At 67.4% G+C, this 15,884-nt stretch carries 9 protein-coding genes; 8 read left to right on the top strand and 1 reads right to left on the bottom strand.

The genetic code is table 11. The annotated features are described in order from the left end of the window. The first annotated feature begins 3 nt into the window (after positions 1-3). Positions 4-960, top strand: a complete 957-nt coding sequence (locus KF745_03700) for an alpha/beta fold hydrolase (GenBank protein ID MBX3357512.1) — start codon at positions 4-6, stop codon at positions 958-960. Here KF745_03700 and KF745_03705 read toward each other — a convergent pair. Continuing rightward, positions 929-3,337 carry a VCBS repeat-containing protein gene (locus KF745_03705; protein ID MBX3357513.1) on the bottom strand — a complete coding sequence of 803 codons (2,409 nt, stop codon included), beginning with the start codon at positions 3,335-3,337 and terminating at the stop codon, positions 929-931. The genes KF745_03700 and KF745_03705 overlap by 32 nt on opposite strands. A gap of 114 nt (positions 3,338-3,451) precedes the next feature. Between KF745_03705 and KF745_03710 the strand changes: the two genes are divergently transcribed. The 7 genes from KF745_03710 to KF745_03740 all read left to right on the top strand — a co-directional run bounded on the left by KF745_03710 (position 3,452) and on the right by KF745_03740 (position 15,842). Then, on the top strand, positions 3,452-4,501 hold the full coding sequence (locus tag KF745_03710; protein MBX3357514.1) for a trypsin-like peptidase domain-containing protein: 1,050 nt from the start codon (positions 3,452-3,454) through the stop codon (positions 4,499-4,501). An 85-nt stretch (positions 4,502-4,586) separates the two neighbouring features. Further along, on the top strand, positions 4,587-6,479 hold the full coding sequence (locus tag KF745_03715) for a hypothetical protein (protein ID MBX3357515.1): 1,893 nt from the start codon (positions 4,587-4,589) through the stop codon (positions 6,477-6,479). 63 nt (positions 6,480-6,542) lie between these two features. Continuing rightward, complete coding sequence (locus KF745_03720) at positions 6,543-7,562, top strand: sugar phosphate isomerase/epimerase (GenBank protein MBX3357516.1); 1,020 nt, start codon at positions 6,543-6,545, stop codon at positions 7,560-7,562. 31 nt (positions 7,563-7,593) lie between these two features. Continuing rightward, positions 7,594-8,784: a Gfo/Idh/MocA family oxidoreductase gene (locus KF745_03725; GenBank protein ID MBX3357517.1), complete on the top strand. Its 1,191-nt coding sequence runs from the start codon at positions 7,594-7,596 to the stop codon at positions 8,782-8,784. A 103-nt stretch (positions 8,785-8,887) separates the two neighbouring features. After that, on the top strand, positions 8,888-10,882 hold the full coding sequence (locus KF745_03730; GenBank protein MBX3357518.1) for a DUF1080 domain-containing protein: 1,995 nt from the start codon (positions 8,888-8,890) through the stop codon (positions 10,880-10,882). After that, positions 10,879-13,734 carry a c-type cytochrome gene (locus KF745_03735; GenBank protein MBX3357519.1) on the top strand — a complete coding sequence of 952 codons (2,856 nt, stop codon included), beginning with the start codon at positions 10,879-10,881 and terminating at the stop codon, positions 13,732-13,734. The genes KF745_03730 and KF745_03735 overlap by 4 nt, the downstream gene beginning before the upstream one ends. Continuing rightward, positions 13,731-15,842 carry a hypothetical protein gene (locus KF745_03740; GenBank protein ID MBX3357520.1) on the top strand — a complete coding sequence of 704 codons (2,112 nt, stop codon included), beginning with the start codon at positions 13,731-13,733 and terminating at the stop codon, positions 15,840-15,842. The genes KF745_03735 and KF745_03740 overlap by 4 nt, the downstream gene beginning before the upstream one ends. Positions 15,843-15,884 lie beyond the last annotated feature (42 nt).

Raw genomic sequence — 15,884 nt, forward strand, 5'->3', positions numbered from 1 at the left:
CTGATGGACGTCGGCGGCCTGGCACTGCTCCTGCTGCTCGGCCTGGCGATCATGTGGGCCCTGGTCGTGTGGTTCACGGTGCACGCGCTCACGCACCCGCCGCGGCGGGGCCTCGCATGGGCCCTTGCGCGATCCCGACCGGCGGACCCCGCGGCATTTGCCACTCCCGAGGGCACGGCCCGGCCTTATGAAACGTGGTCGTTTCGCTCTCGCTGTATGGAGTTCCCCGTGTGGGATGTGCCCGGCGACGATGAGTCGGGCCCGGTCCTGATCGTCACACCGGGGTGGGGCGACTCGCGGGTGGTCATGCTCTCCCGGCTGCCGGCGCTTCTGCCGGTGTCCCGCCGCGTGGTCATGTGGGACCTTGCCGGGCAGGGTGACAGCCCCGGAATCGGCGCGCTCGGCACCCGCGACGTGGAAGACCTGTGCCGACTCATCGAGACCGTTGCAGAGCGGGGCCTGGAGGCAAGGGTTCTCCTGTACGGGTATTCGCTCGGCGCCGGCGTCTCCATCGCCGCCGCGGCGGCCAGCGAGTTGGTCGCCGGGGTCATCGCCGAGGCGCCGTACCGGGTGCCGATTGACCCGGCAAGGAATGTCCTCCGCAACGCCGCGCTGCCGCACGCGGCGACGCTCCGCCCGGCGCTGGCCCTGCTCGGAGTCCGGCTTGGGCGGGGGCTGACGTGGGCGTTCGATCCGGCGTACGGCGGGTTTGATCGCGCACGACTGGCGGAACGGCTGCGATGCCCGCTGCTGGTCCTGCATGGGAGCGACGACGAGGTGTGCCCGGTGGAGGATGCCCGGGAGGTCACGCGTGCAGCGCCGAAGTCTCGCTTGGTCGAGCTGCCCGGGGCCGGGCACCTGGACCTGTGGGAGCACCCGCCGAGCGCCGCCGCGGCGACCTCAGCGATCGCGCTGTTCACGGCCTCGCTCAGCGAGGCTTGGTCGCCTGCGGATAGATAATGACCCGGTCGTGGACCTGGATGATCACATCGGGCTTGCCGTCGCCGGTCGCATCGGCGACCGTCGCGCCGCGGGGCTCGCCCTCCTGGGGCCTGCCGCGGGTAAACAGCCGCGACTGGAAGACCTCGAACTCGGTTCCCGGCAGTATCTTCCGGGCGTCGCTGATCGAGAAGATCTCGCACATGCGCTCGGCGCCATCAAGGACGACAAGGTCGATCTTGCCGTCGGAGTTAATGTCGCCGACCTCGATCTCGTGCTCGACGCGGTCGTCGTCGTCGGCCCGTCTCGCGGCGAAGGCGTCGAGTTCGGCTCGCTGGCCACCGAGGCGAACCAGCGCAAAGCCGTCATCGGAGACACAGAGGATGCTGGGCTCGCCATCGCCGGCGAAGCTGCCGGCGAAGATCGGTCCGAGCGGAAAGCCCATGAGTTTGAGCTGGTCCCTGACCCGCCACGGACCGGGCTTTCCGTTGAGTTCCGCGCCGCGGCCGACGAGCACGAGGCGGCCGTTGCCCTTGTCCGCGGCAACAACCAGGTCGTCTCCATTGGCCTTGAGCGTGGAGAGCCCGGCGAACTTGGTGCCCGGCTCGGCCATCGTGATCTGGTCGACGACACTCCAGCCTCTCTGGGCGTTGTACTTGCAGGCGCGGATGAAGTTCTCATCGGCGATCAGCAGTTCGGGCTTGCCGTCGCCGTCCATGTCGATGAGTTCGGTGTTGTCAGGGCCGGCGGCCTGCACCAGGCCGAACTGCGACATCTGCTTGTCGGTGAGCACCTCGTAGGCAACGCTCCCGTCGCCGGACTTTCCTGTAGCGCGGACGAGCACCATCGGCTCGCTGGGGGTGAAGAGCATGAGGTCGGTGTGGCCGTCCTGGTCGGCATCGGCGGCCAGGAGCGACTGGGGCGGCCGGGAGACACCCTTGAGCTCGATGCTGGTCACCTCGTCGGTCACCGCACCATCGGCGCCGAGCACGGGCTTGTGGAGTTCCAGCGTGTGGTCCCGCTTGTCCTTGACGACGACGGCGAGCATGCCTTCGCCGCCGAGCGTGACGTAGTTCATGGCCACGGGGACGGCGCCAGGCGTCTTGACTGAGATAGGAACCGGGAAGGAAAGACGGCCGGTCACTGCGTCGTACTGCGAGACGCCGACGGTCTTCTCCTCTTCCGACAGCACGAACACCTCGGGGGGGCCGCCGGTGGTGGCCCAGCGCCCGGTGGCGATCGACTTCGGCTTCTTGAGGGCGCTGAAGGGCTCGGCGGCGCCGAGGCCGACCTTCTCCGCTTGCCGGTAGTAGTCGATCGTGTTGGACTTCTGGTTGGTTGCGAGCAGGTCGAGCCTGCCGTCGGCGTCGAGGTCGACGACTCGCACCGCGCGGTCCTTGTTGCTGCCCTCATCGAACGCCCAGACCTCGGCGCGGACCCGTCGCTCACCCCCCGTGGACTGCAGCGACGCGGCGGGCTCGATGGCGGAGTTGATCAGGTCATAGAGAACCATCCTCTTGGAAACACGTTCGATCACCGCGATCGACGCGGCCGCGCGCCCGGGGAGGCGGACGTTCTCGACCTCGCGGAGCGACGGCATCTCGAAGCGGAGTTCGCTGGCAAGCAGGCCGCTCTTGCCGACCCGCCTGGGATCCTGGCGCTGGAGCCACAGGCGAAGGGGTGTCGAGGCCTCGGGGACGACGCCCAGCACGTCCTGCAGGCCGTCGCCGTTGTAGTCCTCGACAAAGAACGCCGCGAACGGGGCGCTGGTCCCGATGCGCGAGGGCTGGCCGATCGTGCCCGTCCGGCTCAGCGGGAAGACCTGGATCCGGTCATCGGCGATGGCGATGATCTCGGGAGCCTCGTCGCCGATCACGTCGGCAATCGCCAGGCCCTGCTGACGGGAGGCGAGCCCCTTGACTTCTCGCTTGGAGACCGTCGTGAACTTCGAGGGGCTCTCCTGGCGCATGACCACCAGTTCGTTGGGGCTGGCGCCGGCGTAGACGATATCGAGTTTGCCGTCACCATCCACATCGAACGAACGGATCGCCTGAACGCGGTGCGCGACGCTGATGTCCTCGCGGTCGTACCAGGGGCTCGGCGGGAGTTCGTTGGCCTTCATGACCCGTTCACGCTCGGCCTCGGTGCGCTCCTTGTCGCGAAGGTAGTAAACCTCGATCCGGCTCTTGCGGTTGTTCACGATGGCAAGATCGGGCCGGCCGTCGCCATTGAAGTCCCCCACCACCATCGGACCGAATCCGTCATCGACGACGATCGTGCGCATCGGATCGAACCCGAAGTAGCGTCCAAGGCCCTCGGCGGGCTGAGCGGCGGCCGAGCCGGCCCCGGTTGCAACAAGCACGGAGCACGCCACAACGCACATCGGACCGTTCCGCATGATCTTCGCCTCCAAATCGGCCGACCCCAAAGCCCCGGGAGTCGCGTCCCGGCTCCTGCTAGACTGTAGCGGCGAGGGCGCGGGGAACGCACCTTTGACGGACAGGAGTTCATCGTGACACGACGGTTACGGGAATGTTCCACGCGGCTGGTCGTGCTCGCCGCGTGCCTTGTTGCCGCGCCCGTCGCGGCGGGCCAGACCGAACCGGCGTCTGGCGGGGGGGCACCGTCGCCGGGTTCGGAGTCGGCGACAGCGGCCCCGCCCAAGGGCGACACGATCGTTCTGACCGACGGCTCGACCCTGGTCGCTCCCATTCTCAAGGAAACCGCGGACGCCCTCTGGATTGATCTTGGATACGAGGTCATCATGGTTCCGCGGGCACGGATCACGCTGATCGACCGGGCGGAGCCCGATCAGACCAAGGCACAGGTGGCCTCTGACGGGCTGTTCCAGACCGCGTCCGACCTTCCTGAGAAGTCGCCGCAGGAGCTGGCCCAGGAGTTCGGCGAGGCGGTGATCATGGTCCAGACTCCGTCTGGGCTGGGGTCTGGCTTCATCATCCAGCGCGATGGGTACGCGATCACCAACGCGCACGTCGTGCAGGGCGAACGCAAGATCAAGTGCACGGTGTACCAGAAGGTCGGCAAGGACTTCCGGCGCAAGCTCGTGGAGGACGTCGAGTTGATCGCGGTGAACAACCACCTCGACATGGCGCTGATCAAGATGAAAGACCCCGAGGGCAAGCCATTTCCCACGGTCTACCTGCAGGGGCGTGAGGATCTGGCGTCGGGGCAGGATGTCTTCGCCATCGGGGCCCCGCTGGGCCTGGAGCGGACGCTCTCCCGTGGGGTGATCTCGACGACGCAGCGGAACTTCGAGGGGATCACGTACATCCAGACGGATACGCAGATCAACCCGGGGAACTCCGGCGGTCCGCTGTTCAACCTCCAGGGCGAGGTCATCGGCGTGACGAACATGAAGATACCCCTCGGGGAGGGGCTGAACTTCGCGATTCCTGTCCGGTACCTGCGGGACTTTATCCGCAACCGGGAAGCGTTTGCCTACGACAAGGACAACCCGAACTCCGGCTACAACTACAACGAGCCGCCGGTCCGGACCAACTTCGATCGTCCGGCGATTCTTGATGACTCCTCGGGCGGGTGATCATCCCGCCGTCCGCGTGCCGGGCCGCTTCCCGGCCTCGACTCGTCACCCGATAGACTGATCGAACCTCCCGTTTGGAGCCGTTATGCACCGTCTCAGCCGCTTCGCCCCCGTTGTCGTTGCTCTTGCCACGGTGCTGGCCGTCGCACGCGGGTTGGTCGCCGAGCCCCCGGCGTGGACCGGCATCGCCGAGTTGGCGCCGAGGTCGACGTTTGTGGTGGTGTCGGTCGAGGACTGGAGCGCCGCGAGGGCCGCGTTCGACCGGTCGTCGCCGGGGCGCCTGTGGGCCGAGCCCGAGTTCAGGACGTTCGTCCATCTGTTCGCCAAGGACACGATCACCGGGATGGCGGACTCCCAGGGCGAGGACTGGCTGGCCGAGAGCCTGAAGGAGGTCGGTATCGACCCGGACGACCTTGCCGAGCCGACGGGCCCGGCGGGGTTCGCCGTGTTCCTGGAGCCGAGCGCCGCGCCCAACGACGGAAAGAAGTCCAAGCTCACTCACGAGGTTCACTTTCTCGGTGTGGCCGAGTTCGGCGACAAGGCCGAGTCCATGGAGCGAGTGGTTGACCAGCTCATCAAGGAATCCGTCAAGAACGGCGCGAAGGAGACTGAAGAGTTCTACGAAGGGAAGGTCATCCGGGTGATCACCCGGACCACCGTCGATAGCGACGCCGCGGCCCCGGACGGCATGAACGACGACGAGGGGTTTGATGCCGATGGCGGGAGCGGGCCGTGGAGCATGGATTCGCTGCGATCGGTCCGTTTCTGCCGTGTGGGCGGGACGCTCTGCCTTGGCACCAGCAAGGCAGCCATGGAATCGACGATCGGCCGGCTGGCGGGCGAGGCGACCCGCGAGGGCCGATCGCTGGCATCATCGCCCCTGTACACGGCGGCCATTGACCAGCACCCCGCCGGGAGCCACGCGATCGCGGCGCTGCTGGTGACCGACGAGGTCCGCACGTCGTTCACCTCGCTGGCGACGTCGGGCTTGCCGCTGCTGGGCGATGAGAACCAGATCCGGGCGGTGCTCGACTCCCTGGGGCTCGGAGCACTCGACTCGGTCAGTCTCGGTCTGCGATTCGACGCGGACCAGGCGGCGGTCGAGCAGACCGTAGGGGTCGCGATTAAGGAGAAGTCGGGCCTCTTTTCGCTGCTCGACGCGGTCGGCACGTTCACCGCTCCCCCCTTTATCGGGCGCGAAGTGGCCTCGCTCCGCAGCGTCGGCGTCAGGTTCGATCGGGTCATCCCCCTTGCTCGTTCGGTTTTCCAGTCGCTCCCCAAGTCGATCCAGCAGGATGGCGCGGGTTACCTGGCGGCGTTTGAAGCATCGGCGGCACCGTTCCTGGGCGCCCTGTCGAACGAGGTCTGCGTCGTGACCCACGTGAAGAGGCCCTACGGCCCGGACAGCGATCGCACGCTCCTCGCGATCAAGACGAAGGATGTGCTGGCGCTGGCGAATCAGCTCAACGCGCTTTCGGCAGGGTTCGGCATGGAGCCCCGGGACTTCCAGGGCGGACAGATCTTTGAAAGTGGCGACGGCGATGGGCCATCGATCGGGCTCGGTCTCGGCTATGCCTTCGTCGGCAGGAGCGAGGACATCGAGAACGCGATGCGACTCGCGTCCGATGCGGCTCTGCCGCGGCTGGCCGATTCCGATCGGTTCAAGGCCGGCGCTTCGCTCCTGCCCGATGGCGCGGTCGTGTACTCCTACGAGAACTTCGCGGAGGCGATAGGATTTGCTTATTGGTCCATCGAGAACGCGGAGACCATCTACAAGGCCCAACTGGCCGAGTGGGGCATGGACGCGGCCTCGATCGACGAGGAAGTGGCCGATTTCCGCGAGCACATGCCGGAATGGCACAAGCACCTGCCGCCGGTGAGGCTCATCCTCGAACACCTCGGTGACAACGTGTCCAGCCTCAGCCCAACGCCCGATGGCTTCCGCGGCCGCTCGCTCATGCTCAAGCCTCAGAAGTAGCGGGAGGCCGTCCGGCGGATCGGGTAGACTGCGTTCCGACGACCCCTCCCGGGAGACGGAACCGTGCCGCGCCCTGTCACCTTGTTTACCGGCCAATGGGCTGATTTACCCCTCGCAACGCTCGCGCCCAAGGCAGCCTTGTGGGGTTACGACGGCCTGGAACTGGCCTGCTGGGGCGACCACTTCGACGTTGGAGCGGCCCTGCGTGACGCGGGGTACGCCCGCCGCCAGCGGGACCTGCTCGCCGGGCATGGCCTGAAGTGCTGGGCGATCTCGAACCATCTCGCGGGGCAGGCCGTCTGCGACCGGATTGATGAGCGCCACAAGGCCATCCTCCCGCCGCATGTGTGGGGCGATGGCGACCCCGAGGGCGTTCGCCGGCGCGCGGCGGAGGAACTCAAGAACACGGCGAGGGCGGCGGCACGACTTGGAGTGGCCGTGGTCAATGGGTTCACCGGCAGCGCCGTGTGGGACAAGCTCTACTTCTTCCCCCCCACTCCACCGGACATGATCGAAGCGGGCTATCGCGACTTTGCCGAGCGATGGGGGCCGATCCTGGACGTGTTCGAACGGGAGGGCGTGCGGTTTGCGCTGGAGGTGCACCCGGGGGAGATCGCGTACGACACGCACACGGCCGTCGCCGCGCTCGCGGCGGTGGGCGGCCACGCGGCGTTCGGGTTCAACTTTGATCCGAGCCACCTCCATTGGCAGTCGGTCTGCCCGGCGAGGTTCATCGACCGGTTCCGCGATCGCATCTTCCACGTCCACATCAAAGATTGCGCTAGGACGCTCGACGGCGATTCGGGCATCCTCGGCTCGCACCTCGGTTTCGGAGACCCGCGTCGAGGGTGGGACTTCCGGTCCCCGGGGCGGGGCCAGGTGAACTTCGAGGAGATCATCCGTTCGCTCAACCGTGCCGCGTACACGGGCCCCTTGAGCGTGGAATGGGAGGACGGCGCGATGGACCGCGAGCACGGCGCGAAGGAGTCATGCGAGTTTGTGCGGAGGCTGGATTTCTCCCCTGCGGGATCGGCGTTCGATGCGGCGTTTGATCGCGGATCGCAAGCGGGTGGGCAGGCATGAGCCACTCGAGCACACCAACCGGAGCCCGCGAGTGACCCCCCCGCTCCGCATCGGCATGGTCGGCGGCGGCAAGGACTCCTTCATCGGCGGTGTCCACCGCATGGCCATGCGACTCGACGACACCGCATCCGTAGTGGCCGGCGCCCTGTCCTCTTCGCCGGAGCGATCGAGGGCCTCCGGCCTTGGAATCGGCCTCGATCCGGATCGGGCGTACGGCTCGTGGCAGGAGATGCTGGATGGTGAACTCTCGCGGGACCCCGCTGATCGCATTGAGGCGGTTTCCATTGTCACGCCCAACAACGCGCACCACGCGCCCGCCACCGCCTTTGCTCGGGCGGGCTTCCATGTCATCGTCGACAAGCCGCTGACGAGCACGCTTGATGATGCAATCGACCTTGTTCGGGTAATCGACCACTCCGGCGTAGTCTGCTGCGTCACGTACAACTACTCCGGGTATCCGATGGTTCGGTTGGCGAGAGAGATGGTCGCCGCGGGCGATCTGGGCGACATCCGCAAGGTGGTTGTCGAGTACCACCAGGGGTGGCTCGCGGCGGATCTGGAGGGCTCCGGGCAGAAGCAGGCCTCGTGGCGCACGGATCCGGCGCGCTCCGGGCGCGGCGGCGCAATCGGTGACATCGGCTCCCACGCCGAGCACCTGGCCCGGTTCATCACAGGGCTCGATATCGAGGCCGTGTCCGCCGACCTCTCCACCTTCGTCGCCAGCCGGCGTCTGGACGACGATGCGAGCGTGCTTCTGCGGTTCGCGGCCCGGGGCGGCGTCGCGGCCCGCGGGGTGCTCACGGCGTCACAGGTGTGCGTGGGCCAGGAGAACGACCTGAGCATCCGCATCTGGGGCACGAGGGCCGGGCTGATGTGGCGGCAGGAAGAGCCCAATCACCTCGTCCTCCGGCCAGACGCCGCGCCGGAACGGGTCTATCGGCGTGGCAACGAGTCCCTCGGTGCGGCGGCAGCGTGGGCATCGCGGCTCCCGGCGGGCCACCCGGAGGCGTTCATCGAAGCGTTTGCGAACCTCTACCGTGCCGCCGCGGGGGAGATCAGGAGCCGCACCACGGGCGGCCGATTGTCGGGACAGGCGAGCATCGAGCGGCAGTTCCCGACAGCTGTGGAGGGCGCCCGGGGCGTCGAGTTCATCGATCGCGTTGTTGAGAGCAGTCAGCGCGGGGGCGGGTGGACGCCGCTGCGGCCGGTGACAGGCGGATGACACGTCGAGATCCATCCATGGCGGGGCTTGTCCGCGGGGAGGCCCTCGTGGTATTCTGCCGTAAGTTCCTGATTTCGTGGGATGTTGCGACCGGAGGCGAGGCGTGGCGACCGGCCTGATTCGCGTGTGCGGCGTGCTTCTCGCCACGGCAGTTCTGGTGGCCACCGGTGGTACGACGGCCGTGGACAACGAGCCCGAGGGCGTGCTCTCGGCGGCCGAGCGTGCGGCGGGATGGGCCCCCTTGTTCAACGGCTCGGACCTCTCAGGATGGACCACGTCCGGGCATGCTGGCGTGTGGGGTGTTGAGGATGGCCAGATTGTGACGCGGCCCGGCGAAGGAGACGGGTGGTGGCTCCGCACAACGCGGCAGTACCGTGATTTCGAACTCAAGCTCGACTTCCAACTTACCCCGGGCGCCAACTCGGGAATCGGCCTGCGCGGTTCCTCCATGGGGGATCCTGCGTTCACCGGGCTTGAGGTGCAGGTTCTCGACTCGGCGGGCGAGGCGCCGAGCATCACGAACTGCGGGGCTGTCTATGACGCGATCGCGCCGACCGCTATGGCGGTCAGGCCCGCGGGAGAATGGAACACCTACCGGATCCACCTTGTCGGTGACACGCTCAACATCTGGCTGAACGGCGAGCAGATTCACAAGGACCAGCGGCTGGACGGCCGCGGCTTTGTCCACAGCCCGGATCACCCGAGCCCGCTTCAGGATCGCCTGACCACGGGATTCATCTCGCTGCAGTGCCACGGCGACGTTGTGCGTTTCCGTAATCTCAAGGTCCTTGATCTCTCTCCCGATCCAGATCCCGGCGACTTCGCGCCGATGTTCAACGGGAAGGATCTCACGGGCTGGCAGGGCAAGGGGAACGCGACGTGGACCGTCGAGGACGGCGTCGTCGTCGGGCAGAACGGGCCCGGGCACCTGTACGGTGACCCGGTCTTCACGGATCTGGAACTGCGTGCCCAGGTGCGGATCAACAGCGGCGGCAACTCGGGGCTGTACTTTCGCGCCGTCCCCCGGGGGGATGAGCCCGATGGCTGGCCGCTCGGGTTCGAGGCGCAGATCGACAACCACGATCCGAAGAACTTTACCGGATGCATCTACGCCAAAGCGTGGCCGGCCACCCGGAGCAGCCCGGTCTCGCGCGACGGCGCGTGGTTCGATCTTCGGGTACGGGCGACAGGCGGCCGAATCCAGACCTGGGTCAACGGCGAACCCATGGCCGATGCGAGCCTGCTCGACTTTGACATCGGCCGCGTCGCGCTCCAGAGCCACCATATGGGAAACAGAGTTGAATGGAAGGACCTCCAGGTGCGGGACCTCTCGGCCGGTTCCCACCCTGCCGGTCGGCAGAGTACACCCCTGCGAGTCTTCTACTGCACCCATTCCGCGGGCTATCGGCACGAGGTGCTCCCGGAGACGCGGCAGATCCTGAACGACCTTGGGCGCAGACTGGATTGGCTGAGCGTGACGGTTTCCGATGACGTTCGTGACCTGACGCCCGAGCGCCTGGCCCAAACTGACGTGGTCATGTTCTATACGACGGGCTCGCTGCCGATGGGGCGGATGCGCGCGATACTGCTCGAATGGGTGGTCGCCGGCGGGGCGCTCGTCGGCGTTCATTCAGCGACGGATACCTTCGCCGATGAGCCGGAGTATGTGCGCACGATCGGCGGCACGTTCGACGGTCACCCGTGGAACGAGCAGGTGACCATGATCGCCCTTGAGCCGGACGACCCGATCGTCAGGCCGTTCCTCCTCACGGGCGGGTCGCGCGGCGGCGTCTCCCTGAGCCGCACGTTCACCATCGCGGACGAGATCTACCAGTTCAAGTCGCTCACCAACGATCGCCGCGTGCTGATCGCGCTCGACCCCGCGACGCCCGGAGCGGAGCCGGGCCGTGAGTACCCGATCGCGTGGACGCGGGAGGTTGGTCGCGGCAGGGTCTTCTACACCGCCCTTGGGCACCGGCCCGAGGCCTGGCGTGATGATCGCTTCATGCAGCACCTGCTCGCCGGCCTCCGGTGGGCTGGCGGTCTCGATCCATCTCATGCCGGCGGAGCTCCCCCGAAGCCACAGGAACATCGATGAACAGACCGAACCCCGGCCGCCGCCAAGCCGCCGCGACCGTTCGCCGTCCGCGAGGAGCGGCGGCCCTCTCCGCCGTCCTGATCGTTGCCGCCGGCGCGGCACTTGTTGCGGTCGCGTCGCACGCCGCACGCTCGGCCGCCCTCGCTCCCGCCGCGGCCGAGTCGCTGCCGCCGGGCTGGTACGGCAGGTTCAGTGCCCTCGACGCCAAGGGAACGCCCGGAGAACCGGTCGCGGCATTCTCCCCGGTGCCCGCGTTCGCGCTGGAGGCCGGCGATTCGGTCCACCCGTTGCTCCCTGCGTCAGGGTTCGAGGCGACGTTTGATGCGCAAGTCAACGTCCCCGACTCGGGGCGGTATCGCTTCGGCGCCGAGTTGGATGGGTGCCGCGTCGAGATTCGGCTCTTTGGCAACGCGCTGAAAGACCAGGTTGTCGCGAGCACCAGCCGTCCGAGCACGGGGTCGGCGCCGTCGCTGCTCACGCCATGGCTCACGCTCAAGCCCGGGCCGCTCAATGTTCAATACACCATCACACGGTCGGGATCCGGCCAGGCCCGGTTCCGCGCCGTGTGGGAGATGCAGCGGGCGGGGCTGAAGGGATTCGGCCTCGAGCCGATCCCTGCCTTGGTGACCGCGGTCTCTCCCTATGGCGAGAAGGAGACCGCCGCCGCGTTCGTGCGGCAGCACGGCGAGGTCCTGCTCGACACGCTTGGATGCCTCAACTGCCACGGTGATGGCGGCGGGTTCAAGGGCCCCGACCTCGCCGGAGTCGGCTCTCGACTCGGCCCGTCCTGGCTCGGCGAGTGGGTGCTCTCGCCTCAGCACGTCAAGCCCGGATCTGGAATGCCGGCCGTGCTCGGCGATACGGCGAAGGACAAGGCCGATGCCGCGGCGATCACGCAGTTCCTGCTCGGACTGGGGCGTGTGGGTGAGCCTGTAGCGGAGAGCGTTGCCACCGAGCCACAGACGGTCACACAAGGACGCGATCTGTACCTGTCCATCGGGTGCGTGGCGTGCCATGGCGCCGCAAACAAGTCGGGCGCCGAGGCCCCGGCGCCCTTCGGGGCGTTGAAGGGGAAGTGGCGCCCATCGTCCTTGGCCGAGTTTCTTGTTGACCCCGCGAAGACCCGCCCGCACGGGCGCATGCCCGGGATGAACCTCACCAAGGCCGAGGCGGACCTGCTGGCAACGTACCTGATCACAGAGTGGGGCGCCCCCGCGGCGGACTCGGTTGCATTCGATCCGTCGCTCGCCGAAACGGGCAAGGCTGCGTTTGCGGCCCGCGGCTGCGCCGCCTGCCACGAGGCGCCGGACGCGGCCACGGGAAGACCGATCACGCGAGCGGACACGTCCCGCCCGCTGACGTCGCTCCGGCCTGGCAAGGGCTGCCTCGATCCCGCCGATCACGCTTCGCCGCGCTACACGCTCTCCGCTGGCGACAGGACGGCAATGGAGGCAGCGATCGACGCCCGCCAGAAGCACGCGAACGGCGCGGGGCTCGCCGGATCGCCCGCGTTTGATGCGCTGCACCGGTTAGCGGCCCTCAACTGCTCCGCCTGCCACGAGTACAACGAGACAGGCGGTGTGGCCGAGCCGTACCGTGCTTCCTTCACCACGCTGACCGAGGCGGACCTTGGCGATGAAGGCCGCATCCCGCCCCGGCTCACCGGAGTTGGCGGCAAGTTGAACACCGTGTGGATGAAGGCCGTCCTGCACGACGCGGGGAGGGCAAGACCGTACATGGCCGCCCGGATGCCGCAGTTCCCACGGGCATCGCTCGGCGATCTGGCGGAGGAGCTCTCGAGCGTGGACGGCGTCTTCGCCGATTCGGCGCCGACAGAACCGGCCTCCTCCCAGGAACTGATCCGCTCGGGCGTCCTGCTTGCGGGGGAGACCGGGCTCAACTGCATCTCGTGCCACGTCTTCGGAGACTCGCCCTCAACAGGCACGCCTGGTCCATCGATCACCGCGTTCGCCGAGCGGCTCCGCTACGACTGGTTCAGCCGCTACATGAAGGACCCCGGGCGCGTGAAGCAGGGCACCCGGATGACCAACTTCTTCCAGACTGGTCAGAGCACGATCACCGAGGTCTACGGCGGCAACACCCAGCAGCAGATCGACGCACTCTGGTCGTACTTCAACCTCTCCGATTTCATGCCCCCGCCGCAGGGGATCGAGCAGGCCCAGGGGTTCAAGCTCCGCGTCGGCGACCGCCCCAAGGTCGTCCGCACATTCCTCAAACGCGCCGGCAGCCGCGGAATAGCGGTCGGCTACCCGGTTGAGCGGGGTGGCATTCACTTCGCGTTCGATGCCGGCGCCGTGAGACTCGTCGAGGCGTGGGAGGGCGATTTCCTCGATGCCTCCGGCGCCTGGGCGGGCCGCGGCGGAACGGTGGCGGGCGGCCAGGGATCGCGTGTGTGGACCGCTCCGGCGGGTCCTCCGATTCTCATCGACGCGGGGCCGAACGGCGGTGACGAGGCCGGGACAACGGCCGGCTACCACTTCCGCGGCTATTCGTTCGACGACCGGGGAACGCCGACGTTCGAGTACGACATCGACTGGAAACCCGGCGAGCCCCCGGTACACGTTCGCGAGACCTTTGAGCCGATGGTGACCGCGGGGAAGGCCGAGAATGCGGCCACGATTCGCCGGCACTTCGAACTCTCGGGCCTCCCGACGGGTACGAACGGAACGCCCACGATCTGGTTGAACCCGGGCCCCGAGGCTGTGTGTACCGCATCCGAGCCCGGGCTGGCGAAGGTCGCCGGTCCCGACGGCGCCGCGTGGTTCTCTATCACCCCCGGTGCATCTCTGCAGGGTCGCCCTATGACGGTCACGATGGAAGTCACACCATGAATCGCACAACGCTTCAGGCTGCCACGGTGATCGGAGGAGTGCTTGTTCTCGCTGTCGCTTCCGTCGGGCAGGTGAGAATCTCCGGCATCGAGTACGAGAAGAAGGCGGACCGGGCGCAGACCGAAGCGGCGTTCATGGCGCGGGCGTCCGGGACCGGCGACATCACGTGGGGTCGCTACTGGCTGCTCACACCGTTCCCGGGAGCCGAGAAGAACACGCTCGGAAAGTCGCTGCCGCCCGAGCGGGACCTGTCGAACATGGCGGTCAATGGCACGGGACCCGACCTCAAGGCACACTACAAGGGCAAGGGCGGCGCCGAGGTCTCCTGGCGGGAACTGAGCGACGCCGAGGGCCCGGACAACGCGCCGATTGAACTCCGCGTGAACAATAGCAACTCGATCGACACCAACGCGACATGCTACCTCTACCGCCGCATCACCGCGGCCAAGCCGGCATCGATCGAAGTGACGATGGGGTCGGACGACGGCCTGCGCTGCTGGCTGAACGGGGCGCTGCTGGTCGATGCCGACGTCCCGCGCGGACTCGACCCGACCGACCACAAGGTGCGGCTCGACCTCAAAGAGGGGGTCAACCACCTGTTCGCCAAGGTTTCCCAGGGCGGGGGCTCCTGGCAGTACCAGCTCAACAACAGAGTGAGCCTTGATTCCGCCGCGGACGCCGCGCTGCAGTGGCAGCTCAACCAGGATTTCCCGACCCCGGAACAGGAGTTCTACAAGGTCACGACGGTGCCGATCCCGGACACGATGGTGCTGGAGGTCGGCGGGCTTGACGTGCTGCCGGACGGCAGGGCCGTGGTCTCCACCCGGCGCGGCGACGTGCTGATCGTCTCGAACTTCGCCGATCAGCCGCCCATCAATGCGACGTTCAAGCCCTTTGCGACCGGCCTGCACGAGGCGCTCGGGCTGGCGGTGCGGGAGGAGAAGAGTGCCGGCAAATCCGGCTTTGCCGTCTACTGCGTGCAGCGCGGCGAGCTAACTCGCCTTGTCGATCTCGACGGTGACGACCGAGCCGACCGCTACGAGACATTCTGCGACGCATGGGGCCTCTCGGGCAACTACCACGAGTTCGCGTTCGGGCCCAAGTTCGACCGCGAGGGCAACGCGTGGGTAACGCTGAACGTCGGGTTCTGCGGCTCGCTCGGCAAGGCGATCGCCCCCTACCGCGGCTGGGCCGTGAAGATCTCGCCCGAAGGCCGGATGATCCCGGTGTGTGACGGCCTCCGCTCGCCCAACGGGATCGGGATGTGGATGGACGGGAGCATGTTCTACGCCGACAACCAGGGGGACTACGTCGGCACCAACCGGATCAGCCTCCTGGCGCCGGGCATCTACGCCGGGCACCCGGCGGGGCTCGTATGGCGCGAGGGATGGAGCGAGGGGGACGCGCCGCCGGCGCGAGAGAAGGCCACGATCTGGTTCCCGTACCGGAAAATGGGCCAGTCCACCGCGGACTTCCTGGTGGACTCCACCGGCGGCCGCTTCGGCCCCTTCTCCGACCAGGTCTTCGTGGGCGACCAGACGAACGCCACGGTGATGCGGGTGGACATCGAGAAGGTCGACGGCGTCTACCAGGGAGCGTGTTTTCCCTTCTTCTCCGGGCTTGATTGCGGCGTCAACAGGCTCTGCTTCGCCAAGGACGGGGCCATGCTCATCGGTGAAACGGACCGCGGCTGGGCGTCGGTCGGCCGCCGCCGATTCGGGATCCAGCGGCTGGAGTGGACGGGCAAGGTCCCCTTCGAGCCTCTCACCATGCGGGCGGCGCCCGATGGATTTGTCCTGACCTTCACTCACGACGTCGACCCGAAGACCGCCGGCGATCCCGGCTCCTACAGCATGAGTTCGTACACGTACGAGTACCACGCCGACTACGGCTCGCCGGAGATCGATCACAAGACACCGACGATCACTCGCGCCACGGTGACCTCGCCGCGGACCGTCCGCTTGACAGTCGATGGTCTGCGGGACGGTGGCGAGGGGTACGTGCACGAGTTGAGCATGCCAGGAGTTACCAACAAGGAAGGACGTGGTCTGCTGCATACCGAGGCGTATTACACGCTGCAGCGGCTGCCCGCGGCCTCGACGCCCTAATTCATCTCCGGTCCGTGGTGCTTGCAACTCAGCACGTGGCTA

Source organism: Phycisphaeraceae bacterium, from assembly GCA_019636655.1.
Lineage (GTDB): Bacteria > Planctomycetota > Phycisphaerae > Phycisphaerales > UBA1924 > JAHBXB01.